Raw genomic sequence first — 23,399 nt, 5'->3', positions numbered from 1 at the left:
TTAGCCGTTGATTTGAATAATTAAAACTCTTCCTCGTACCCCGGAATTTTGTATCCAAACAAAAACAATCAACTTGATCTTAGGACTTTAAGTATAGCGACACGTTAAGCAACACTTAATACACGACTTACATTTGACTATAAGAGGAGCGTAGCTGAAATGCGGGGTCGTCTCATCAGTGCTTAACGTTGGGTAACCTAGAGTGTTCTCGAACTATGGGTAAGTACATTTACAAGTTATTTTTCCATAATTTTGTTCATAAATAACACAAAAAAAGACATATTTAGCGTTTTCACTCGTTTGTGATTTGCGCTATATCACAAAAAGACAAGTCAATAAAATAATAGGCTATATTATTAAATGTTTATATATCAGTATGTTACGTTTGTTTGGTCCTGTGATTTATTGACTTTAATAAAATCTATATCGCGTAAAGTGAATTTCATCACGGATCATTTCTGAACTTTTCTAAATAATATAATCATACATTAACACAAAACGATAAAGGTCTGACAATGAACAAAGTATCAAAAGTCTCTGTAATTCTCGCCAGTGCTCTAGCAGCGGCAAGCGTATCGGCAGCTTCGCTCGATGTGCGACAGGAGTACAAACACGATAGCGGCGATTATGCGAGCCGAGTCAAAATGAGTGGCTCAACAGGCAACCACTACTTTGGTGCGGAAACCAAACAGAAAGGGAAGCCTTTCTCTGACTGGCAAGCAGGGGATAATGAGATTGAATACGGTTATAACTTCAACCTAGATGATCATTGGCGTGTAACAGTGGGAATGCCAGTAACATTCGGTAGTGATAATGTTACTTATAAACCTCAAGTACGTGTTCAGTATAAGTTTGACTCAGGTATTACGACGAAACTTCGCTACCGCCACGAGTTCCGTGATTATAAAGAAGGGACATTGAAAGAAGGTAGAGATGGTAACGAGCACTCTTCACTTAACGCTAGTAAAATTACTGGTAACGTCGACTACACATGGGACACATGGCAATTTGGCTTCGAAGCGAACTACAAAGAAGACTTCTTCAATGACGAGTGGTCAGTAGGAAATAAAGATGGCAAGTACGAGTGGGACTTCAATGTGAAGATTGGTTATAAAGAGTCTGGGTCTGCTTGGAGACCATACGTCGAGTTCGGTAATGTGCAATGCAACAGTTCTTGTGATGACAGCACAGACCGCCAACTACGTAGCCGCGTAGGTATTACTTACAGTTTCTAATTCTTATCAAATACCTAATTTGCTGGGCCCCGCGTGCCCAGCTTTTTTTACACTAAGAATGAGACTAAGAGATTAACATGAAAAAGTTACCACTCAGCGTACTGACCACTGCCATTCTACTCACGTCAACACCCAGCGCTTTTGCGCAGTCCTCACCAAATCCAACGTTCGGTGAATCAGTGCAAACATTGCTTGATAACCTAAACCCAGAAGTAAAACCAGGGCAAAACTTCGACTTAAGTAACTGGAAAATTACCTTACCGATGACGGAAGAAGAGGGGAGCCGCAAAGGAAAAGCGGCAGAAATCCAGAAAGATAAGCTATCGGATTATGAGCATTCAGAATGGTTCTATACCGATAAAGAAACTGGCGCTATGGTGTTTAAAGCGCCCAACACAGCGCCAACCACACCTAACAGTAAAAATGCGCGCAGTGAGTTAAGAGCGATGCTTGCTGATCATTACGGGGAGCCTAAAAACAACTTCGTCGTCGCATCGCATCCTCAAGCCGACGAGTATGGCTCAATTGGGGGGCGTTTGAAGGCGACCTTAGCTGTGGATTGGGTGAGTACGAGTGGTGATCACAAAAAGAACGGTGCATTTGCGACTGTGATTGGGCAGATTCATGGCTCAAAGAATGAGCCACTAAAAATCATTTACCGAAAATTACCGGAACACAACTTGGGTTCACTCAGCTGGAACTACGAACTGAATCCACCGCTTGAGCAGCAAAAATCAAAACTGCGCAAAGATATTCGACACGATGTCTTTGGTCAGCACAATCTGCGTCAAGGTGACCCAGAGCCAGTTGATGGCATTGCGCTAGATGAAGTCTTTTCTTATGAAGTGATTGTCGAAGGTGACATGATGACGCTCAACTTTGTCAAATCCCCGGGATTAGACAATGAAGAGACGAAAAGCGTCACCATCGATTTGACCGCGGGTCAGTACCAAGGGCATGAAATCGACCAGGGTTACGGTAGCGACTGGATGTACTTTAAGGCGGGATCTTACAACCAGTGTAATACCGGGTCGTCTGGCTGCGCTTATGGTGGTCCAGACTCAGAAGACTATGCACAGGTACGATTCTATGAGCTAGTCCTCGACCAGTAATCGATAAAAAGAGGTGGTCTTCCCACCTCTTTTTATACTCCATAGCTAAACCGCTAAATCAACGTCTCTTCTCTTTCCTCTTATCCAACGTTTCCAACGTATTGGCATCATTGGAACAATAATCAGTATTATCCCTAGCGCTGTGAACAAATCAGGGATTTCATCAAACCACATCACACCAAACAGAGTCACGAAGGCAAGGCCAGAGTATTCGGCGAGCGCGATTTGGCTGGCGGGGGCTCGGCGAAAGGCTTGTACAACAAGGGCATGATAGCTCAGCACAAACAGGTTGATCGCTACAATCCAGCCTACGTGGTGCCATTCGATAGGTTGCCACTCAAGGTAGGCGATGACGGCAGCGATGGGCAGAGTCATCAAGGTGGTCCAAAACAGAGTGCACACCAAGGGCTGATTTTGAGGCATACGTCTGATGAGAATGTTACCCACCCCCATGGCGAGCGCACTGCCTAGCGCGATGATGGCCGCCCAGTGAAAGTGCTCCGGGCGCAAGACAATCAAAACGCCAATAAAGCCCAGTAGCGTGGCAAAAACTTTGCCCGCGGAAGGGCGCTCTCCCAAAAATACGATGGAAAGCGGCAACACTAACAGTGGCCCAACGTAGAAAATCGCATTCGCGGTCGCCAAGGGCAGGTGAGTAATGGCCACCATGGCACATGCGCTTCCCAATAAAATCAATTGTGCGCGCCAAAAGGTAATGCCATCACAGCCCATTAGACGGCGCTGCTTGGGGAGTGACCACCAAAAGGGCAGTAGCAGAGTGAGGCTAATCAATTGACGGAGGAAGACATATTGAAATGTCGGGACTTCACCATTGAGGATTTTTAACGATACATCAGACAGTGAAGCGAGTAAGTTTGCGCCAACCAGCAGGAAGATGGCGAACGAGACATCATTTTTTTTCATACAGTGTGTTTAAGGTGCGGGAAAACCGAGTTAATGACTGAGTTTATACAACTGGCTCAGCGTCACCGTTTTGTGGGAAGCGATGCGTTTTTTCTGCGCCAATAAAAGTTCTGCCGTGGCGACCGCATCCGTGAGGGCGTTGTGGGCGAAATATTCGGGTAGTTGATAGCGTTGTCGTGTGGCTGAGAGCGACACGTCGATCTCTTCGTGGTGATTGATCGCTTTTGCCATCTTCTTTTCGATACACAAGGTGTCGAGCCAGGTGAGAGGAAAAGCGTTCAGGCCAAATGACTTAGATAAGTAACGATTGATGAAATTGCTTTCTACCATACAACCGTGCGCGACGAGTATTTTGCCGTGTGCGGCTTCAAAGAAGGTGTTCATCGCATCATGAATCGAAATGCCATCTTCAAGCATTTGTGGCGTAATGTGGTTGATGACTGCTGTCTCGGCTTTGATTTGCGAACGGCTATTAACATAGTAGTGGTGCGCCGAGGTCATATCGATAGACTCGGCGGAGAGCGTGACCCAACCAATCGACAAAATTCTATCTACTTCACTGTCTAAGCCCGTCGTCTCAAGGTCGACAACCAAATAGTCGTAGTCACTTGCAAGCGTCGACAAATTGAGTTCAGGTTGTTTCACCAACGGGTAAAACACATCGGCGAGACGAACATTCGCAAGGTAATGCTCGCGCGCTTTAATGTGATGGGACAGCGGATGGAAATAGCGATTAAAGAGCTGAATCATCGTGAGCCAAACCTTATCTTCGCTCCGTCTTGTAGCTCAGAAACGATACGGAACGCATCTTTTAGGTGATTGCGCTCGAAGCTACCGAAGCTGTCGGGGTTAATGTGGTTGTCTGCTATCTCACCGCGTTTGAGCGCTTCCACTTGATGGCTAAAGCGAAATGAGAGAATAAACTGATAGGCACGCAAGATGTTCTTATATGAATCTTCACTCATGATGCCTTTTTCAAACGCGGCTTTAAAACGCTCGTCGGTTGCAGAGACATCAGACTCCACCGCTAAACCATAGATTCGTGCCAAATCAATGATCAAGTTAATGGCGTACTTCTTAATATTGAGTGTTTTCTTGTTCTCGCCGGATTTTTCTAAAACGAGCTTGTTGAAGATGCCGAGCGGTGGGTTGGTTTGTACCGAATCATTGACTAGGATACTTAAGAAAGCATGGTTCTCACGGATGTTGCGATGCAACTCATCACGGAGGATCTGCTCAAACTCTTTGTTGCCGTAGACGGTGCGAATCTCCAAGAACACGCTGATATTCAGTAGGCGCTCATATTCTGGATTCGCGACCCACTTTTTGTAGTAGTGCTTCCAAACGCTCAGCGGCTGGCACCATTTGGGCGTCGCGGCCATGTACTTGCCAGGGCATAAGGGGTAACCACAGCTCGCTAATCCATTGGAGACCATCATCGCCATGTGTTTAAAGTAGATTTTATCACTGTCGGTGGCGTCGTCGGCGAGAACGATCGCACTGTCTTGATCCGACAGCATGTGAACCTCATTACGTGCATGAGATCCGGCCACCAACCAAGAGAACTCACATGGCGGCGGTCCCAATTTGTCGATAGCAATTTGAATCAAACGGCGCGTATAGGCATCCATGATCATTGTCATGACTTTGCCGATCACTTCTGGTGCGACATGGCCCTCGACCAGAGCTTCGAAAATTGCTTGTCTTTCCGGTGTGTAACTGGCCAATGTCTTGATACTGCCTGAGTATTTAATCTTTTCAATCAAGAAGATGGCTTGCACGCGGTGGTTTTGCACCAAGTGGGTGGTGGTAAGCAAACCGACCACTTTGTTGCCTTTGACCAAAGGCAGGTTACGGATGTTGAACTGCATCATCATAGAGGCAGCGTGCATCACAAGATCATCTGGGCTGATGGTCAGCGGCGACAGTGTCATGACTTTGGAAATTGGCTCATCGGTGCTAACGTCCTGTGCGATGACGCGTTTGGTCATGTCACGGTCCGTGATGAGACCTACAATTTTTTCGTCCTCGTAGATCACCGCACACGGCGAGCGTTTGATCAGCATCTCTTTGGCAATTTTCTTGATGGAATCTTTAGCATCACCAATCGCAACGCGACCACTGGCAACTTCAGAGACCTTCTTGATAAAGATGCCTTTCTCTTTGTTTGACCACACCACGTCTAATGCAGATTTAAGCCGCACTTGAGCTTGGGAAGCAAAGTGCTCTGCGCATTCAGGGTGTGCCTTAAACAGAGCCTTCAGGGCTGAGTGAGGCACGATGTAGAGCAGGGTGTTTTCTAGCGCAATCGCTTTGTAGCCTTTATCGCTGTTACTATCGACATCTTTTGAGAGGAAGGTAAAACCAAAAATATCTTCAGCTTCGAGCTTGGCGCGCAAGACGCCATCTTTTTTACGTTGCTCCATTGAGCCGGTGCGGATCATGTAGAGGGATTTTTCTTTGCCCTCCTTACATAGATCCACGGTGTCTCCTTTGCACAAATAGGTAATCTGAACATTCCCAGCCAATTCACGCACTGCGGTTTTAGGCAGCTTATCAAAAGGGTCAATTTGCGCGATAAATTGGACAATATTGGGCAGTAAAGATTCGGTCATGAGCGATGTGAGTCAACGAGTCAAAATGAATTGTCTTATCATAGCCCCTATTACTGGATGAAGTCCAAATTTAAGTCAGACTTTGCCGAAATTTTGGGAGGTTAGGCGAGATAGAAGTGCGCTAGGCTTGCAGTAAGTTGGATGAGTTGTGTTGAAAACGACAAAGCCCTCGCATCGGCGAGGGCTTTGAGTTTAATATGTGCTAGTGATCAGTTCACTGCTGCGAGGCGGTGCTTCGAATCTTGCAGGTGAACGATGGACGCTTGACGCGCTTTGTCTGGGTTGCCCGCCATGATCGCATCGTAGATGTGGCGGTGCTCATTGATGCAAGTGCTGCCTTCCTCTGACGAGTGCGCAATAAAGTTGACAAACATGGTGGTCAGAATGTTACCAAAAGGCAGGTAGAAATCATTACCTGTTGCGTTGAAGATCAGGCTGTGGAATCGCGTATCCACTTCCATCCAGCGCTCTTGGTCAAACACGTCAGCTTCGGCAATCTCAACCATCTGTTGGAAGGTCTCGGAAAGTTCAATGCGCTCATCGGCCGACGCATGGATGGCGGCAAGTGCGCACGCTTCGGGTTCAATGGCACGGCGCAGCCCCAAGAACTGTGAGCAGAACTGGTCAGTGTCTGTTAGTCCATCCATCCACTCAATCAGTTGAGGGTCGAGGAAGTTCCAGTAGGCACGATTGACCACTCTGGTTCCGACTTTAGGTCGTGACTCAAGCATGCCTTTCGAGGTCAGCAATTTGACGGCTTCGCGCAGGGCAGTGCGGCTGATGCCAAATTGTTCACATAATTCCATCTCACCAGGGAGAATAGAGCCTTGTGCCAATTTGCCAGATAAAATGCCTCGAGCGATTTCTCTCGCGACTTGTACGTGCAGGCTACGTTTTGAACCTGCGATTGAGTTAAAAGCTCCAGTCATCATATTGCTACTTCTTCGACCTGTTTCAATTAAAAATATAAGTATTATTTAAGCCTAAATATAACACTCTTCTCACCATTGACCAACCATTGCTTTTGCAAAGCACGATTGACTCACACTCTTTGTGCCATAAAGGCTCGCGCGATCATTCAAAAGGCTCAATCTAGCACGTAGAGCGGGTCGATTTGTGTCTGTTTTTTGCGCCTTTTTGTGACTAAATGCGTGTTAAATCGGCGCATTATTTCTTGAGTTTGAACTGGTTCACAAATATTAAATGAAACAGGGGTTTATTTTGTTAGGTGGTTATTTTGCTGATAAATTAAGTTGTTAAAAATTGATATTATTGTATTATTAATGGTGTTTGGTGTGTTTTTCTCTCCACGCAACCCTTCGTCTGACCCAAAAGTCGACGCTGACTGGCTTTTTATAATTCAAGCGTTCTTCTCGCTGAGAGTGTTTCGATTATATCATTGTGTCTGTGCTCACTATGGCCTTGTCGTGAACCTGGTCATCATTGGGTGCATCGGGAGTACTGTATGGCGACATTTACCTCAGTCGAGGATTCAAGCCGTAAAATTCACGTTCAAGTCGCGCGGCAGATCGCTCGGCGCATTTTATCGGGGGGATTGCAGCCTCTGGAAAAGCTGCCTTGTGAGCTGGAGATGTGTGACATTTTTGGTGTAAGTCGAACCTCGTTACGTGAGTCGATCAAACTCTTGTCCGCCAAAGGGCTTATTGAGTCCAAACCCCGGGTAGGAACGCGAGTTCAAGGGCGTAATAATTGGCATTTTCTTGACCCTCAGTTGATGGAATGGATCCAAGATTTAGAGGATAATCAACGTTTTCTTGCGCAGTTCCTCGGACTGAGAAAAGCGATTGAGCCAGAAGCGTGCGCCCTTGCCGCGAAACATGCCTCGGTCGCTCAGCGTAAAGATCTGTCTATTGTCTTTCAGCGCATGACCTTTGCGGCGCAGAGCCACAACATGGCGCAGTGGACAGAAAACGATCACTTGTTTCACCAACTGATTTTTCAGTCAACAGGTAATCAGTTTTTCTTGCCGTTTAGCAATATCCTCTCGACCATCTTCCGCGAGTTTATTGATGAGTCGGCAGAAGGCGGACGATTTTGTTTGGCCGAGCACCAACGCATTTACGATGCGATCATGGCAGGAAAATCGGATGCGGCGCGTCTCGCCTCTCAAACGCTACTGAATGATGAGAACCAGCGTTTAGCGCAAGCCGTTTGAAAAAGAATCACCCCAATAACGTCGCTTCGGTGACGTTTTTTCGTTTGTTTAAGCATTGGAAATCGAGTCGTCACCATGACCCTTAATCCTTACGTTCGCAAAAACCTATCGCTTGCTTGGCCCTTAGCACTCAATGCATTGCTGATGCAATCCATGCTGATGATCGACACCTTGTTGGTGTCACCGCTTGGTGAGATATCGCTAGCGGCGATGGGGATCGCGTTTACCATCGTCTCTTTCTTGCTCGGGATTCAAATCTCATTGGCCAATGGCTCGCAATTGGTGCTCAGTCGCGCGTTTGGCTCTGGTCAAGAGAGTGCGCTGAATAAGGGCTTCTGGGCGGCGATTTTGATTAATGGCTGTATTGCTGTGCTGTTTTTAGCCTTGTTGTCGCTCGCAGACAGTGCGCTTATTAGTGCGCTGACCAATGATGACCTTTTAAAGCAAGAAACCGCGCGTTACTTATCGGTGGCGAAGTACATTGTGGTCATCAACGCGGCGACGCAGGTGATGATTGCCCTCTTTAACGCACTGGGGAAAACCAAGTTGCCGTTTAAAGGGTACTTACTTGAAGCGCCCATTAACGTCGCGGTTTCATACGCGATGATTTACGGTATGGGATCATGGCAAGGCGTTGGGGTACAAGGGGCGGCAATCGGAAGCTTAGTGGCGATTACTGTTCGGCTACTGTTTCTCGTCCTTTGCTTACAGCGCAGTCATGTGCGTCTCTCGCTGCGCACCTTGGATGCGTCATTGCGGCGCAACGCTATCAACCACTTTAAAGAGATCTTTCCCGTGGCGGCTAATGTCACTATGCTGATGACGGGCGCAACACTGTACATGCTGACTTTTTCGCAGTTGCCGCTTTATTCCTACGTGGCGATCACCATTATTATGCCTTGGGTTAAGGCGGGTAATCAGTTCATCACGGCGTGGGCCGTCTCATCGGCTATTACCATTAGCCAAGCGATTGGGTCTAAGCAGTTGGATGACTTACGTAAGAACGTCGATGTCAGTATTGATGTCGCGGTGGCTATCTCGGCATTGTCTTGCTTGGCCTTTTTAGGATTAAGCGTTCTTTTGCCCCATTTGTATTCCAATTTGGATCCCGACACGTACCTTGCACTGGCGGTGATCGCACCTTTGTATATCTTCCTTCCGATTGTGCGCGGTTATAACACCGTGCATGGGCAGGTTTTGCGTGCGCTGGGTAAAACCACTGAGGTATTTAAGATCAACTTTACGGGGCAATGGGTGATTGCGCTGCCGCTGTGCGCTGCCATCGTGCTGTGGCTAGAAGGCAGTATTTTCTGGGCCTTTGCTGTGATGCCACTTGAAGAAATCGTCAAAGCGTGGCCGTTTAGACGCTTAGCCAGACGATCTTTGGATGAGTTTGATGCAGAAAAAGCCAAGCAATTGATGTATGACTAGAGCGCTTGTAGATGATGAGCGTACTAACGAAGTGCGCGACTCAACAGGCGCTCAAGTAGTAAAAGCTGGCGTGACAATCGGTTCGATTTAAACGTCAGCACTAACTTGGCTATCCAGCGATTGTAGGTGAGAAAGCGTGCGACAACGGCTAGGCTTTGCGCACTGCCTTGTCCCACTTGCTGCTGCCACTCAGTAAGGAGCGCCAAACGTGTGGCTTGGCTGACTCGCTGTAAACGATAGGAGTCGAGTAAAAGCAAGAGCACATCGCGCGTGCGCAGTGCCTGGCAGGCAGAGAAGCGCGACTCTTCAAAATCAATGTAGGTCACCTGTCCTGCGTCATTGATCAAAATATCCCGCATCGCTGGGCGACCATGAATCATGTCTTGTTGGTGAAAGGCAATCAGCCCGCGCATCGCTTTGCTTAAGCGCTGTTTGGGTGAGACAGTGTGCGACTCGGTCAGAGGCTGGCCAGCACACTCGGTAACAAACAACCCGCGTCCTTGCATCACGACGCGAGGCACCGGGAGTGACCGTTTTGCCGCCTCAATTAAGTGACTTTGTTCAAGCAAAAAGCGCGTTTTGGTGTCGAAGCCACTGTGTAACTGCCAAGTTTGGCTTTTTTCTGACAGCGTAATCAGACGATTGAATAGGCGGTTAAATGGATTACGTTTGTTCTCACCACAGAATTTCATCCAGTAGCGCTTATCGTGTTTTTCCAATTGATAAATAAACGTTTTTCGATGTTTAAAGCCCATAACCGTACCTATTTGAACGCGCAGAAATCTTATCAACTAGCAACGCAAATAGAAGAGAAGTATTACTCTAATTTATTAATAATAAGCTAATTAAATCAGTCGTTTAATTGGTTTGGCGCGTTGCGCGGTGAGTATAGCAAAATCCGGCGTTGTTGATGACGAATAACGGCTATTCCAACTTCGCATAATGTAACAAACTGTGGTGTGACGACTCCCAAGCAGGCTTGGGAGTCTGGGGAAGGGAAAAGCTTACTGGTGCGCGGATTCGAGTTTGGCTTTCTTTTTCATCTTCATTGTTGAGTAGACAGAGAAGATGGCCAATAAGACAAAGCCAAGGGCGATTGGACGTTCATAGAGGAATGACCAGGAGTTATCGTACATCAGTAGAGCTTTTCGTAAGTTCGTTTCGGCCATAGGACCAAGAATGATGGCGAGTAAGATGGGTGAGGATGGAATATCAAGCTTACCCAATACAAATCCAAGTAGGCCAAATGCAATCGCAATACCGACATCGAACATCGAGTTGTTGATGGCATAGGCACCGACGATCGATAAGAAAATGATGATGGGTATCATTAAAAGCTTCGGCACTTCGATGATGCGACAGAAAAAACGAATGCCAACTAAGCCGACGATGAGCATCACTACATTGGCGACCAACATCGAGCTAAACACACCGTAAACGACATCTGGATTTTGCGCAAAGAGCAGTGGACCCGGTGTGAGGCCTTGCACTATCAAGGCACCGAGTAGTACGGCGGCGACCGCATCGCCGGGTACACCAAGCGTCAATAGGGGGACCAATGCACCGCCGGTAACACCGTTGTTTCCAGCCTCTGCGGCGGCGAGACCTTTCACTGAGCCTTTGCCAAATTCATCAGGATTTTTCGAGACCCGTTTGGCTTCGTTGTAACAAACGAAGGCCGAAATGTCGGCACCCGCACCGGGAACAGAACCAATGGACGTGCCAAGCACGCCGCTTTTCACCGCGGTCGGCATCATCTCTTTTAAATCAGATCGGCTGAGCAATGTGTGGTCGAATTTGGCGATTGAGGCACGTTTCTCATGGAGGAGTTTCTCAATTTGATTGATGGCCTCAGACAGAGCAAACAGGCCAATCAGAACCGGAATGACGTTCACGCCACTGTATAAATCCATCACGCCAAAAGTGAATCTGGGTACGCTGCTGATAGGGTCTAAGCCTATCGTAGAGACCAGTAGGCCAATGGTGCCAGCTAACAACCCTTTAAGAATATTTTGTGCCGAGACACTGGCGATGATGGTTAAGCCAAACAGGGCGAGGGCGAAATATTCCGGCGCGTTGAAGCGCAGGGCGAAATTGGCCAATAGGGGCGCGATGGCTATCAAGACTATGGTACTGATCAATCCACCAATAAAGGACGCGACAGCTGAGATACTGAGCGCACGGGCGGCCTGGCCTTTGGCCGCAAGTGTATGCCCATCCAACACCGTCGCGGCGGAAGCGGGTGTACCGGGCGTCTTAAGTAAAATCGCCGCGATAGAGCCGCCGTAAATACCCCCAATGTAGACGCCGATAAGCATCACCAGTGCCGGAGTGGACTCCATGCCGAAGGTGAAAGGCAGTAAAATGGCGACTCCCATCGTCGCGGTCAATCCCGGTAGGGCACCAAGTACAATACCGCCGACAACGCCGAAAATCAGCACCGGCAATACAGCAGGGCTAAAAGCCGTCAAGAGGCCGTTAAACAGATGTTCTAACATACGCCCTCCTTAGTAGAAGTAGCCGTCGGGCAAAGCAATGTAAAACACTTCCCCAAACAGATAGTAGACAGAAAAGACAAATACCCACGCCACGGCATAAAAGAGCGGTTTTTTCACTCTAAAGCAGATGAGGTAGAGGGTGAACGCGAGTAAGCTGGCATACAAATAGCCGATCACGCTGATGAGCGCGGCATAAGTAATGAGAAAGGCCAAACCGAACCACGCCATTTTGGAGAAAATCGGCGCATCGTTAGACGCGGTGGTTTTGAACTTGTGTTGAATAATCAGCGCAACGCAGATGACGATTTGCATCACAGCGATCACACTCGGGAAGAATTGTGCGTTGACGCTCGCATCTTGAAATCTCGGTTGATCAAACTGAGTGATGACGGCAAGAGTCAGTGCGCTCAATACAATCATGAGAGAAGGGAAAATTACATGACGGTTCATCATAGGGACACCTCGATACAGCAAAAAATGGGAGCCTCAAGAGAAGGCTCCCAATAACTCGACGTCGATCAGTTGATGAGTGTGCTCAGTGCTTTGGTATCGTCTTTGACGAACTGAGTAAACTCTTCGGCGTTCATGTTGTGGATAGTCATCGCACCTTTTTCCATGAACTGTTTGAACTCAGCAGATGCCATTGCTTCATCAAAGGCTTTACCTAAGGTCTCAATGATTTCATCTGGCGTGTCTTTTGGCGCGCCAATACCACGCCATGTTCCTGTTACCACATCAACGCCTTGTTCTTTGAGGGTTGGGACATCTGGAATGTACGAGATACGCTCATTAGACATCACGCCGAGCGCTTTAAGCTGACCTGAACGAAGCTGCGCAATCGCTTCTCCTGGCGTAACCATAGTCACGTCGGTGTGGTTACCCAATACGGACGGGATGGCTTCCGCTGCACCGTTGTAAGGAATGGCGTTTAACTTGATGCCTTGGTCTTTTTCTAGAGCCATTAGGTAGAAGTTTGGCGCTGCGGTGGAGGCAAACTTCACGACGCCATCGCCTTTTTTGGCTTCGGCAATCAGATCGTTGATGGTGTTGTATGGGCTGTCTTTGTGCACCAACACAACCGCAGGGTCAAGGTTGACCAGACGGATCAATTTAAAATCGCTCGCGTCGTGTTGCATGAGCCCCATTTGAGGTAAAGACGCAATTTCGCGTGTTACGACCGTCAGTGTGTAGCCATCGGGACGTTGTTGAGCACCAAAGCTCATGCCAACGGCACCGGCACCACCAGTACGGTTCATCACGGCAATGTTTTGACCGAGAATATCTTTGGCAGAATTGGCCAAGGTACGACCTACGGCATCCGTACCGCCACCCGCGCCAAAGGGAACAACAAGTCGAATGTTTTTGGTCGGATAGTCGGCGGCGATAGCGCTCGCTGACGCCATAATGCCTGCGGTAACCAGTAGAGATTTCAGTAGTTTGTTCATAGTCTTAGACCTTCTCTTCACGTTCAGTTTCGGTAAGTTTGTGTAGGGTTGTTGCTTTTATTGTTTTGGTACTCGCTCATGCACAGTTGCTCAAATGCGACGGCTAGCCATCCGCTGATGAGCATGTCGTACCATTGTTCGACGCCGCTGCACGCGACGACGACATCGCCGTATACGAAGGAGCCAAAGAACAGCAGATCCTCCGATTGAAGTGATGATGTGTGCAGGGTTTGGTTGACCAGGTTAGGTTGACCGCTGCGCCATGCTTGTTTGGCTTTATTGCGGGCAAATTGGTCAAAAGGAATGGTCCACTCATCTGGAGAGCCCAGAGAGGTTTGGTACAAAATGGCCTCTTCGAAGCTTGCCTCCCAAGGTTTGAGCCTTGGGTCCATGATCACTATGTGCAGCTCCTGACGATTTGTTCGCTCAAAGAGCTTGTCTATAGCGGGTTTGACAAGTTCGACGGCATCTTTAGCTATGGATACGTGATCCTTCATCATGGGCATTAATTCCGTGTTACGTCCTAATCACAAACAAATGATATTGTATTATTTTAATGGTGAACAACGAGAAGTTGGCCTAGTGTTATTTTGATCACTATCGAGAGTGCTAAACAGTGCTCCAGCTCAGATATTTAAAGGATTAAAGGAAGATTTTAGTGATCGCGAGCACGATGAAATCCTCATCATAGGTATGGTTATTTTTGTCATATGATAACTTGTAAATAAAAAGCCGAGCGGGATGCTCGGCTTTGATCGTAGTTAGATTTTTACATCAATAAGTCCATGTGAGAGAGGGGCGCTCAGTCGGTGGAGCCAACGAGCGAACCGAACACGGTCTAATCAATTTGGGCAAAGGCACCCTGCCATGTGTAGGCAGTACCATTAAATTCAACACTATGCTCGCCATGTTGTGCCTGTTCATCAAGGTTACAAATGGCGTAGTGGTAGTGATTACCTGACGTTGTATCGATGCGAATCACAGTGCCGACTTCATTGTGACCCACCACGGTCACCGCACGGACAAGACCACGTGCATTGACGGATTGTTCAAACTCTTCGTTGAAGTAACCGTGTGTCTCAAGGACGGAGGCAAAGACATGATCTTTTGCACTTTGGCGATGAATTAACGCGGGTTCACTGCGTAGGTTGAAGTCAGGATCGTTGGCGCCGAGACGAGCAAAAATCACTTCGCTGTCAGCATTCGCACTGGTGACTAACGTGTAGTAGCTGTTTTTCACTAGCCAACTGACCAGCGCGCTGCCTTCAACTTTACCTGAGCCTAGGTTCCAAAGGTGCTGATAACCGTCAGAATCGCCAAGCGGCTTGAGTGTGGAGTGTGTGTTGTATTCAAAGTCGGTACGAATGATCTGGCCGCTGTAGTGCACAGGAAGGTCGTACTGGTTCTCCTGCTCTGATTCGATTCGATAGACATCAATCACCAGCGGTTTTTCAAACTCAGGCAACTCGGCAAGTAGGATGCTGCGCTGCATCTGCGTACCGTCATAGTAATCACGGATACGACCACTCATGCCTTGCAGTTTGGCGTTGTCGATGTTGAAGAAGTGTTTCTCACCAAATTTTGACTCTGCTAGGGCAGTGTTGAAATTGTTCTGCGTTTTCTGATTCACAGTCACGGTGTTGTGCGCGACCGTTTGTTTGCAGTATGACTTGTTTTCCGGGATGTAGCGTCCACCAAACTTAGGCTCGACATTGACCCATCGACCGTAGCCGTAATCGTGCAGGACCTCAACGCCGCGATTGAATACGCTCAGATGCAAACCATCGTAGTGGCCATGATCGAGCGCTGAGTGGTATTGGTGATCAGAGCCGTGTTGCCCAAACCAGATCAACGCCATGGTGTCGTCGTCATGCGCGTCGCGGTGACGCAAAATACCAAGACCCCCTTTCTCACCTTGTGGGCCGTCGGTAATGTATAAGCTGCCCCAGTTGAATGGCTTGATGTCGCTGGCATTCGCAACCGCATCAGAGAGCGTTTTACCTGAGATGTGGACCCATACGTCCTGCTGGTGGTTGGCCATCGCGAGCAAGGTTTCGTTCTGTTCATAACGATGGAAGCAAACAGACGTCGCCATCACCACGCCTTCATCATTGATAGAGATGGTTTTTGACGAGTCGTTGCACGCTGGCAAAGTACCGTCTGGGAACGCGGTTTTGAACACTGCGTAAGACGTCGTCTTAATGACCGAGTTATTGAACTCGTAGATGCCAATCTCTGGCTGACGGCGCTCAATCGCTTCGGCGAACAGGTAAATAGGACGCAGTGAGAAGCGGTGGTAGTAGGGGCCTTCCATGTAGTAGCCATCTGGCGAGAATAGTTGATCAAGCTGTGCTAAGAAGCCGCCGCTGACCTTGTCCAACTTCAGACCATACAGTGCTTTATCAACCGAGGCTTGATCGTTAATGGCATAACCACAAATACCGACCGCAGCCACTGCCCAAAGACCGTGGTTGTGAACGATATCAAAATCATGGCCATAGGTGACAACAAACAAGTCAATCATCTGCTTGAAGAGATCGTTTTCGATCAGCGCCTTTTGCTCTTCCGATAGTGTCTGGTAGACACAAGAGTAGGCGCACGATGCGTAGAGCATCCACATGTTTTCATTCAGTGTCTGGTGAAAGATCTTGCCTGGTGGGTTGGTATCTTTACTGACATTGCTCTCAAGCGTTGGGTACACGTTGGCGTAAGCGGTAAGCATATCGACAATGTAGTCACGATATTTATCTTCTTGCGTGATGAGAAACAAACGGCCCGCCAAATCCATGTGGATATAGTTCTGCTTGTGACGGTTATGCTCATAACCGCCACCTTCACCATGACCAGGGACTTCAATGCCAACCTGTGTCATATATTGGTCGGTTTTTTTGATGTCGCGCGCCAATGCGCGTCCTAATAGGCTATCCGTGCCAAGTGCTTTACGTAGTTCAGCTGCTTCCTCAACATTCATTAATAGAGGTTGATAGCTCATTATGTTGTCTCCTGACCGATACTTAGTTTTTTGGGGTGATGTCTAACGCGTAGGCACCGTTCCAGCTGTAAATGTTTGCATTCTCTGTGTCCGCCACTTGGTGGGGCGTACTCTCAGCCACGTTTTGCTGGTGGCTGACCATCAAGGTGATTTCATGTAGGCGGGTGCGGATCTGCACAACGCTCCCCATATCGCTATTGCCAACCACTTGGATGGACTCCACTTGGCCTCGAGCATTGACCGACTGTTCAAATTCTTCATTAAAATAGCCGTGCGTTTCAAGCGCAGAGGCAAACACCGTCGACGGGCCTTCACTTCGAAGCAGAAAGGCGGGTTCGCTACGCAAATTGAAACTAGGGTCATTGGCCCCTGTGCGCGTAAAGATCAGCTTGTTGCTCGAATTTGAACTCGCGCCAACCCAAGTGTAGTAGCTGCTGCCCTGAAGCCAACTGACCAATGCACAATCTGCGACTTCTCCTTCCGCCACGTTCCATAGGTGCTGATATCCGTGGCTGTCGCCCAGTGGGTGCAGCTCTTGATGGGTGTGATACTCCACGTTGCTACGAATGATTTGACCTTGATATTGGTGTGTATAGTCGTAACTGCGCAGCGTATTGGCTGGGTCCGGTTGGTTGTCGATGCGGTAAAGGTCAATCAAGAGTGGCGCTTCTAGCTCGTCTAGGCTGAGTAAAAAGACACTGCGCTGCATGTCGCAACCATCTACATGCTCGTTGGCGAATGCACTCATGCCCTTTAGTGTCTCTTGAGTCGCATCGAAAAAGTGTGGCGTCCCGCTGCGAGCGTCTGCACGGTCGACATCGAATTGGTTCTGGCACTGCTGATCAACGGTGACTAGGTTATGGGCAACGGTCTGGCGAGCATAGGACGGGTTTTCGGCTAAGTAGCGTCCACCAAACTTAGGTTCAACGTTGACCCAACGTGCAAAACCATACTCACGCAGCACTTCTTGACCACGATTGAACAGGGTGATGCCAAGGGTATCGAAATGGCCATGCCCCATACCGTGCATGCCATAATTCATCACAAGTTGGGTCACATCGCCACTTGGATCTTGCATGCGGATAAAGCCTTGTGCACCTTGATCGCCGTTTGGACCTTCACACAGTTCAACACTGGGCCAGTAAGGTAGACCAATCTCGCGCTGCGCCTGAGCCTTTTCAAAGGCATTGGAGAGTGCCAAACCGCAAGGATGCATCCAAACGCCTTGTTGAATTTTCGCCATGCCTAGAATGTTATCGTCCAGACCATAATGCGCGCCATAGATGCTCACGGCGACCTGCACACCTGCATCGTTGATGCTCATGCTTTGCGAGGCATCATTCAGAGCTGGGAACACCCCATTGGGGTAAGCGGTTGCCAATAACGCTTGCACGGTTTTACCCACCACACCGTCTTTATAGCGGTAAATATCGACCTCAGGTAGATGCCGGTGGATGATCTCCGCAAACAGCACTAACGGTCGAATAGTAAAGCGAGAGTAGTAAGGCCCCTCAAGGTAATAACCCGATGGGGAAAAGAGATGCGATACTTGATCTAAGAATCCACTGGTCGCGTTTCTATCGCGGCCATAGACGGCCATCTCCAAGTACTCAGGTTTATCAATCGCGACGGCGCACGCTCCGACCGCGGCGACAGCCCATACACCATGATTATGAATATGGTCAAAACGGTGTGCATACTTCTCCGTACTCATTTCAATCATTGGCACAAAGAGGCGATCTATAATGCGCGTTCTTTGCGCTTCGCTCATGGTGTGAGAAACACAGGAATAGGCAATGCTGGCAAACAGAAGCCAGCCATGTTCATTAAGGATCTGGTGGAACAATCGTCCAGTGGGGTTGGTATTCTTCTGAACTTGATAATCAAGCGTTAAATAGGTATCCGCATAGCCATCGAGTAAATCACGAACAAACGCCGCGTAGCGCTCATCTTGTGTGACCAAAAACAAGCGTCCAGCGAGGTTCATGTAAGTGTAGTTCTGTTTGTGGCGATTATGTTCGTAGCCACCGGCTTCACCGTGACCGGGTACTTCAAGGGGTAAGCGCATAAACGCTTCAAGTTCACGACAGTGTTTGTCGATGGTCTTGCCCATTAAGCTAGGCTGACCCACTTCCTGGCGTAGGAGTGTCAGTTCATCTTGCGTGAATAAGAGCGCGTTCATCGTTATGTCCTCGTCACCTTTGGGTGTAGCAGAGAAATTATTTGCCACATAAAGTAATACAATATTGATTATTATGGTAGGGTAGAGAGGAAAAATGATGAGCGAAATCACTGAATTCGCATTGAGGACCTGAATTAACGGGCCAGAACATAGAGATTTACTCGACGTTTTCTTGTTCGATAATTGATGGTGAAATAGTTGAAACGTAGTTTCATTTTTGATTTGTGTCACACTTTTGGTTTGTATTGTATTACAATTAATCTCACTGAGGTATGATGTGAACCAACAGCACTACGCTAGATTTTAGGAGCAAAACGATGAATCCATTTTTTCTTTTAGACGATCACCCTTGGGAAGACATTGGCGGCGGGATTAAGCGCAAAATTGTTGGCTATACTGACGACTTGATGGCGGTTCACCTTGAGTTTGATAAAGGTGCGATTGGCCACCCTCACGCTCACGAAATTCACGATCAAATCGGCTACGTAGTGAAAGGCAGTTTCGAAGCAGAAGTGGACGGCGTGAAAAAAGTATTGAAGCCAGGCGATGCGTACATCGCACCGAAACACTTTGTTCATGGCGCGGTTGCGCTCGAAGAAGGCAGTATCCTGCTAGACGTCTTTAACCCTGCACGTGAAGACTTCCTGAAGTAATTCATTGGCAGTTCAATTGCTAAGGTAAACAATGAAAATGATTAATGTTGCTATCATCGGCGAATGTATGGTTGAGCTTCAGAAGAAAGAAGGTGAACTAAAGCAATCATTCGGTGGTGACACACTAAACACCGCACTCTACCTCTCTCGCTTGACCAAAGGTCACGATGTAAACACCAGTTACATTACGGCACTGGGTGAAGACTCGTTCAGTACTGAGATGCTACAGGTTTGGCAAGAAGAGGGGATCGATACGTCAAACGTGATGCGTATTCACGGTAAAAACCCAGGTATGTACTACATCGAAACCGATGACACTGGCGAGCGTTACTTCCACTACTGGCGTAACGAAGCGGCAGCGAAGTTTATGTTCGAGCAGCCTGAGTCTAAAGCGTTGATTGATGCGCTGTTTGGCTTTGACGCGGTTTACCTAAGCGGTATTACGCTCGCGATTTTGACCCCAGTGGGGCGTGAGACGTTGATCAACTTCCTAGCGCAATACAAAGAGCGCGGCGGTCAAGTATTCTTCGATAACAACTATCGTCCTAAGCTATGGGCAGACCAAGCTGAAGCGATTGAGTGGTACTCGAAGATGCTGTCTCTGACCGACACTGCGTTGTTGACGTTTGAAGATGAGCAGGCATTGTATGGTGATGAACACCTTGAAGAGTGCATCAAGCGCACATCGGAAGCGGGCGTAAAAGAGATCATCATCAAACGTGGTGCGCAAGATTGCCTCGTCGTTGAAGGTGAAGAGGCGAACTACGTCGCGCCAAAACCGGTCAGCAACGTGGTTGACACCACAGCAGCAGGTGATTCATTCAGCGCCGGTTTCTTAGCGAAACGTCTGACGGGCGGTAACGCACAAGAAGCAGCATTCAACGGCCACTGCATGGCAGGACAAGTGATTCAGCACAAAGGTGCGATCATTCCTCGTGATGTAATGCCAGATTTACCTTTGTAATCGAATGAATAGTAAGCTCGCCTTTGTGCGAGCTTTATAACGAGAGAGTCTAAACATTATGACAACATTGAACGAAAAACTAGCAAGCCTGAAAGTGATCCCTGTTATCGCCATCAACAAAGTTGAGCACGCGATTCCTCTAGGTCGTGCGTTGGTAGAAAACGGCATGCCTTGCGCAGAGATCACGCTACGTACTGAATGTGCGATTGAAGCGATCCGCGTGATGCGTAAAGAGTTCCCGGACATGCTGATCGGTTCAGGTACCGTTCTAACGAACGAGCAAGTGGACGCGTCTATCGATGCGGGCGTTGATTTCATCGTTAGCCCAGGTTTTAACCCTCGTACCGTGCAATACTGCCTAGACAAAGGCGTGGCGATCGTTCCTGGCGTGAACAACCCAAGCCTTGTTGAGCAAGCGATGGAAATGGGTCTTCGTACGTTGAAGTTCTTCCCTGCTGAGCCTTCAGGCGGCGTACCTATGCTAAAAGCATTGACAGCGGTTTACCCAGTTAACTTCATGCCAACGGGTGGCGTTAGCCTTAAGAATGTGGATGATTACCTATCTATCCCTTCTGTACTAGCGTGTGGCGGTACTTGGATGGTACCAACGAACCTGATGGACGAAGGTAAGTGGGACGAGCTAGGTGCACTAGTGAAGGCGGCGGTTGCGCACGTAAACTAAGCCGATACCAAATCGATGATGAAAGCGAGCCGTGTGCTCGCTTTTTTGCGTTTCTGAGCTGTCGATTTGTTTTAGGTCACGGAAATGACAAAAAAGGCCATTTTTCGCGTTTTAAGGTTTAATTGTCCTACAATAAGATTTATATTATTGCCCATACCCTTTAAACCCTCACTACAAAGAGAGTTAACATGAGCAACCAAAAATCTCTTGATGCGATCAGGAAGATGAAGCTGGAAAATGACACTTCAGCAGGTAACCTTGTCGATCTACTCCCAATCGAAGTACAAAAGCGCGATTTTGATTTGTCGTTCCTCGACAACCTAAGCGAAGCGCGTCCACGTCTTCTTGTTCAGTCTGCGGATCTAGACGCGTTTAAAGCCGCGGTACGCGCAGATGAATCTCACTGCATGTTCGACGACTTCTACAACAACTCTACGGTTAAGTTTTTAGATACGGCTCCATTTGAAGAGCCTCAACCTTACCCAGAAGAGACGGTAGGCAAAGCTTCTCTATGGCGTCCTTACTGGCGTCAAATGTACGTTGATTGCCAAATGGCGCTTAACGCGACACGTAACCTTGCCATCGCTGGTATCGTTAAAGAAGACGAAGAGCTCATCGCGAAAGCAAAAGCTTGGACTTTAAAACTCTCGACTTACGATCCAGAAGGCGTCACTTCTCGTGGTTACAACGACGAAGCCGCTTTCCGTGTAATCGCAGCCATGGCTTGGGGTTACGACTGGCTACACGCTTACTTCACTGATGAAGAGCGTCAGCAAGTTCAAGACGCACTAATCGAGCGTCTTGACGAAATCATGCACCACTTACGCGTGACGGTTGATCTACTGAACAACCCTCTAAACAGCCACGGTGTACGTTCAATCTCTTCTGCTATCATCCCAACGTGTATCGCGCTTTACCACGATCACCCGAAAGCAGGCGAGTACATCGCATACGCTCTAGAATACTACGCAGTACACTACCCACCATGGGGCGGTGAAGACGGAGGTTGGGCTGAAGGTCCTGACTACTGGAACACGCAAACTGCATTCCTAGGCGAAGCATTCGACCTATTGAAAGCCTACTGTGGCGTAGATATGTTCAACAAGACATTCTACGAAAACACTGGTGACTTCCCACTATACTGTATGCCTGTTCACTCTAAGCGTGCGAGCTTCTGTGACCAGTCATCAATCGGTGACTTCCCAGGTCTAAAACTGGCTTACAACATCAAGCACTACGCAGGTGTTAACCAGAAGCCTGAGTACGTTTGGTACTACAACCAGCTTAAAGGCCGTGATACTGAAGCACACACGAAATTCTACAACTTCGGTTGGTGGGACTTCGGCTACGACGACCTACGCTTCAACATCCTTTGGGATGCACCAGAAGAGAAAGCACCGTCAAACGATCCACTGTTGAAAGTATTCCCAATCACTGGTTGGGCTGCATTCCACAACAAGATGACTGAGCGTGATAACCACATCCACATGGTATTCAAGTGTTCACCATTTGGTTCTATCTCTCACTCACACGGTGACCAAAACGCGTTCACTCTGCACGCATTCGGTGAAACGCTAGCAGCGATCACTGGCTACTACGGTGGTTTCGGTGTAGACATGCACACTAAATGGCGTCGTCAAACGTTCTCTAAGAACCTTCCTCTATTCGGTGGTAAAGGTCAGTACGGTGAGAACAAGAACACGGGCTACGAAGGTCACCAAGATCGTTTCTGTATTGAAGCGGGCGGTAACATCACTGACTTCGATACAGAATCAGAAGTTAAAATGGTTGAAGGTGATGCAACAGCATCTTACAAATACTTCGTTCCAGAAATCGAGTCTTACAAGCGTAAGATCTGGTTTGTGAAGGGTAAAGTATTCGTAATGCAAGACAAGGCTGCTCTATCTGAAGAGAAAGACATGACTTGGCTAATGCACACTACATTCGCAAATGAAGTGGCTGACAAGTCGTTCACTATCCGTGGCGAAGTAGCACACCTAGACGTGAACTTCATCAACGAGTCTGCCGACAACATTGAATCTGTTAAGAACGTTGAAGGCTTCGGCGAAGTTGACCCATACGAGTACCAAGATCTTGAAATTCACCGTCACGTTGAAGTGCAGTTCAAACCATCAAAACAGCACAACATCCTAACGCTTCTTGTGCCAAACAAGAACGCCGGTGAGCAAGTGGAAGTCTCTCATAAGCTAGAAGGGCAGTCGCTGATTCTTACCGTTGATGGTGAGACTGTTGAAATCTCGCTGTCTTAGTATAGTCTGTAAGTAGTTAAAAAAACCCAGCGTAAGCTGGGTTTTTTATGTTTAATTGTATGACTTTTTTGGGGTGTCGTTGTCGGGAGTACTCGAAGTTGTACCTTTGCATCATTCTGCGCTATGTATTTGTGCTCTGTATCTTGCTTATGTATGAAACTAAATAATCGTTTGCAAATAAAGTGTGCGATCAAATCTGTTTTAGATCACACAAAAGGCA

19 protein-coding genes are annotated in these 23,399 nt (G+C 48.0%); 8 read left to right on the top strand and 11 right to left on the bottom strand.

What is annotated here, in order from left to right; genetic code table 11:
- The first annotated feature begins 515 nt into the window (after positions 1-515).
- The gene (locus AC6R0R_RS11930) at positions 516-1,235 is read left to right on the top strand and encodes an oligogalacturonate-specific porin KdgM family protein (protein WP_500626838.1); all 720 of its coding nucleotides are present in this window, start codon (positions 516-518) and stop codon (positions 1,233-1,235) included.
- 77 nt (positions 1,236-1,312) lie between these two features.
- Positions 1,313-2,347, top strand: coding sequence for a polysaccharide lyase family 7 protein (locus AC6R0R_RS11925; protein ID WP_500626837.1), 1,035 nt, complete (start codon positions 1,313-1,315; stop codon positions 2,345-2,347).
- Positions 2,348-2,392: 45 nt separating this feature from the next.
- On the opposite strand, the gene AC6R0R_RS11920 is transcribed toward AC6R0R_RS11925, so the two are convergent.
- From AC6R0R_RS11920 to AC6R0R_RS11905, 4 genes are all read right to left on the bottom strand, one after another.
- The gene (locus AC6R0R_RS11920) at positions 2,393-3,271 is read right to left on the bottom strand and encodes a DMT family transporter (RefSeq protein WP_500626836.1); all 879 of its coding nucleotides are present in this window, start codon (positions 3,269-3,271) and stop codon (positions 2,393-2,395) included.
- A 30-nt stretch (positions 3,272-3,301) separates the two neighbouring features.
- The gene (locus AC6R0R_RS11915; RefSeq protein WP_500626930.1) at positions 3,302-4,018 is read right to left on the bottom strand and encodes a 3'-5' exonuclease; all 717 of its coding nucleotides are present in this window, start codon (positions 4,016-4,018) and stop codon (positions 3,302-3,304) included.
- Entirely contained in the window at positions 4,018-5,886 is a 1,869-nt protein-coding gene (locus AC6R0R_RS11910; RefSeq protein WP_500626835.1) for a DUF294 nucleotidyltransferase-like domain-containing protein, read from the bottom strand. The genes AC6R0R_RS11915 and AC6R0R_RS11910 overlap by 1 nt, the downstream gene beginning before the upstream one ends.
- A gap of 209 nt (positions 5,887-6,095) precedes the next feature.
- Positions 6,096-6,815, bottom strand: coding sequence for a FadR/GntR family transcriptional regulator (locus tag AC6R0R_RS11905; protein WP_500626929.1), 720 nt, complete (start codon positions 6,813-6,815; stop codon positions 6,096-6,098).
- A gap of 536 nt (positions 6,816-7,351) precedes the next feature.
- Between AC6R0R_RS11905 and AC6R0R_RS11900 the strand changes: the two genes are divergently transcribed.
- Together AC6R0R_RS11900 and AC6R0R_RS11895 are read left to right on the top strand one after the other, a co-directional pair.
- On the top strand, positions 7,352-8,062 hold the full coding sequence (locus tag AC6R0R_RS11900) for a FadR/GntR family transcriptional regulator (RefSeq protein ID WP_500626834.1): 711 nt from the start codon (positions 7,352-7,354) through the stop codon (positions 8,060-8,062).
- A gap of 75 nt (positions 8,063-8,137) precedes the next feature.
- Positions 8,138-9,493: an MATE family efflux transporter gene (locus AC6R0R_RS11895; RefSeq protein ID WP_500626833.1), complete on the top strand. Its 1,356-nt coding sequence runs from the start codon at positions 8,138-8,140 to the stop codon at positions 9,491-9,493.
- 23 nt (positions 9,494-9,516) lie between these two features.
- On the opposite strand, the gene AC6R0R_RS11890 is transcribed toward AC6R0R_RS11895, so the two are convergent.
- The 7 genes from AC6R0R_RS11890 to AC6R0R_RS11860 all read right to left on the bottom strand — a co-directional run bounded on the left by AC6R0R_RS11890 (position 9,517) and on the right by AC6R0R_RS11860 (position 18,616).
- Positions 9,517-10,248: a BUD32 family EKC/KEOPS complex subunit gene (locus tag AC6R0R_RS11890; RefSeq protein ID WP_500626832.1), complete on the bottom strand. Its 732-nt coding sequence runs from the start codon at positions 10,246-10,248 to the stop codon at positions 9,517-9,519.
- Positions 10,249-10,497: 249 nt separating this feature from the next.
- Positions 10,498-11,991, bottom strand: a complete 1,494-nt coding sequence (locus AC6R0R_RS11885; RefSeq protein WP_500626831.1) for a tripartite tricarboxylate transporter permease — start codon at positions 11,989-11,991, stop codon at positions 10,498-10,500.
- A gap of 9 nt (positions 11,992-12,000) precedes the next feature.
- Entirely contained in the window at positions 12,001-12,444 is a 444-nt protein-coding gene (locus tag AC6R0R_RS11880) for a tripartite tricarboxylate transporter TctB family protein (RefSeq protein WP_500626830.1), read from the bottom strand.
- A gap of 65 nt (positions 12,445-12,509) precedes the next feature.
- A complete protein-coding gene (locus AC6R0R_RS11875) occupies positions 12,510-13,436 on the bottom strand; it encodes a tripartite tricarboxylate transporter substrate binding protein (protein WP_500626829.1) in 927 nt (308 codons plus the stop codon).
- Positions 13,437-13,459: 23 nt separating this feature from the next.
- Complete coding sequence (locus AC6R0R_RS11870; protein WP_420378181.1) at positions 13,460-13,933, bottom strand: hypothetical protein; 474 nt, start codon at positions 13,931-13,933, stop codon at positions 13,460-13,462.
- Positions 13,934-14,274: 341 nt separating this feature from the next.
- Positions 14,275-16,428 carry a heparinase II/III domain-containing protein gene (locus AC6R0R_RS11865; RefSeq protein ID WP_500626828.1) on the bottom strand — a complete coding sequence of 718 codons (2,154 nt, stop codon included), beginning with the start codon at positions 16,426-16,428 and terminating at the stop codon, positions 14,275-14,277.
- 22 nt (positions 16,429-16,450) lie between these two features.
- On the bottom strand, positions 16,451-18,616 hold the full coding sequence (locus tag AC6R0R_RS11860) for a heparinase II/III domain-containing protein (protein WP_500626928.1): 2,166 nt from the start codon (positions 18,614-18,616) through the stop codon (positions 16,451-16,453).
- Between the two features lie 311 nt (positions 18,617-18,927).
- On the opposite strand from AC6R0R_RS11860, the gene AC6R0R_RS11855 reads away from it, so the two are divergent.
- The 4 genes from AC6R0R_RS11855 to AC6R0R_RS11840 all read left to right on the top strand — a co-directional run bounded on the left by AC6R0R_RS11855 (position 18,928) and on the right by AC6R0R_RS11840 (position 23,179).
- Entirely contained in the window at positions 18,928-19,263 is a 336-nt protein-coding gene (locus AC6R0R_RS11855) for a cupin domain-containing protein (protein WP_334550598.1), read from the top strand.
- Between the two features lie 31 nt (positions 19,264-19,294).
- A complete protein-coding gene (gene kdgK, locus AC6R0R_RS11850; RefSeq protein WP_500626827.1) occupies positions 19,295-20,227 on the top strand; it encodes a 2-dehydro-3-deoxygluconokinase in 933 nt (310 codons plus the stop codon).
- Between the two features lie 58 nt (positions 20,228-20,285).
- Positions 20,286-20,909 carry a bifunctional 4-hydroxy-2-oxoglutarate aldolase/2-dehydro-3-deoxy-phosphogluconate aldolase gene (locus tag AC6R0R_RS11845; protein ID WP_334550595.1) on the top strand — a complete coding sequence of 208 codons (624 nt, stop codon included), beginning with the start codon at positions 20,286-20,288 and terminating at the stop codon, positions 20,907-20,909.
- A 188-nt stretch (positions 20,910-21,097) separates the two neighbouring features.
- The gene (locus AC6R0R_RS11840) at positions 21,098-23,179 is read left to right on the top strand and encodes a DUF4962 domain-containing protein (RefSeq protein ID WP_500626826.1); all 2,082 of its coding nucleotides are present in this window, start codon (positions 21,098-21,100) and stop codon (positions 23,177-23,179) included.
- The last annotated feature ends 220 nt before the right edge of the window (positions 23,180-23,399 follow it).

It is taken from the genome of Vibrio sp. R12-SW3-ISO1, from assembly GCF_059834005.1.
Note: the sequence above shows the minus strand (reverse complement) of the source record. Positions and strands in the feature narration are given on the sequence as shown.

Coding starts and splice junctions, on each gene's coding strand:
- AC6R0R_RS11930 (WP_500626838.1), top strand. CDS start 516: ATGAACAAAGTATCAAAAGTCTCTGTAATTCTCGCCAGTGCTCTAGCA.
- AC6R0R_RS11925 (WP_500626837.1), top strand. CDS start 1,313: ATGAAAAAGTTACCACTCAGCGTACTGACCACTGCCATTCTACTCACG.
- AC6R0R_RS11920 (WP_500626836.1), bottom strand. CDS start 3,271: ATGAAAAAAAATGATGTCTCGTTCGCCATCTTCCTGCTGGTTGGCGCA.
- AC6R0R_RS11910 (WP_500626835.1), bottom strand. CDS start 5,886: ATGACCGAATCTTTACTGCCCAATATTGTCCAATTTATCGCGCAAATT.
- AC6R0R_RS11905 (WP_500626929.1), bottom strand. CDS start 6,815: ATGACTGGAGCTTTTAACTCAATCGCAGGTTCAAAACGTAGCCTGCAC.
- AC6R0R_RS11900 (WP_500626834.1), top strand. CDS start 7,352: ATGGCGACATTTACCTCAGTCGAGGATTCAAGCCGTAAAATTCACGTT.
- AC6R0R_RS11895 (WP_500626833.1), top strand. CDS start 8,138: ATGACCCTTAATCCTTACGTTCGCAAAAACCTATCGCTTGCTTGGCCC.
- AC6R0R_RS11890 (WP_500626832.1), bottom strand. CDS start 10,248: ATGGGCTTTAAACATCGAAAAACGTTTATTTATCAATTGGAAAAACAC.
- AC6R0R_RS11885 (WP_500626831.1), bottom strand. CDS start 11,991: ATGTTAGAACATCTGTTTAACGGCCTCTTGACGGCTTTTAGCCCTGCT.
- AC6R0R_RS11880 (WP_500626830.1), bottom strand. CDS start 12,444: ATGATGAACCGTCATGTAATTTTCCCTTCTCTCATGATTGTATTGAGC.
- AC6R0R_RS11875 (WP_500626829.1), bottom strand. CDS start 13,436: ATGAACAAACTACTGAAATCTCTACTGGTTACCGCAGGCATTATGGCG.
- AC6R0R_RS11870 (WP_420378181.1), bottom strand. CDS start 13,933: ATGAAGGATCACGTATCCATAGCTAAAGATGCCGTCGAACTTGTCAAA.
- AC6R0R_RS11865 (WP_500626828.1), bottom strand. CDS start 16,428: ATGAGCTATCAACCTCTATTAATGAATGTTGAGGAAGCAGCTGAACTA.
- AC6R0R_RS11855 (WP_334550598.1), top strand. CDS start 18,928: ATGAATCCATTTTTTCTTTTAGACGATCACCCTTGGGAAGACATTGGC.
- kdgK (WP_500626827.1), top strand. CDS start 19,295: ATGAAAATGATTAATGTTGCTATCATCGGCGAATGTATGGTTGAGCTT.
- AC6R0R_RS11845 (WP_334550595.1), top strand. CDS start 20,286: ATGACAACATTGAACGAAAAACTAGCAAGCCTGAAAGTGATCCCTGTT.
- AC6R0R_RS11840 (WP_500626826.1), top strand. CDS start 21,098: ATGAGCAACCAAAAATCTCTTGATGCGATCAGGAAGATGAAGCTGGAA.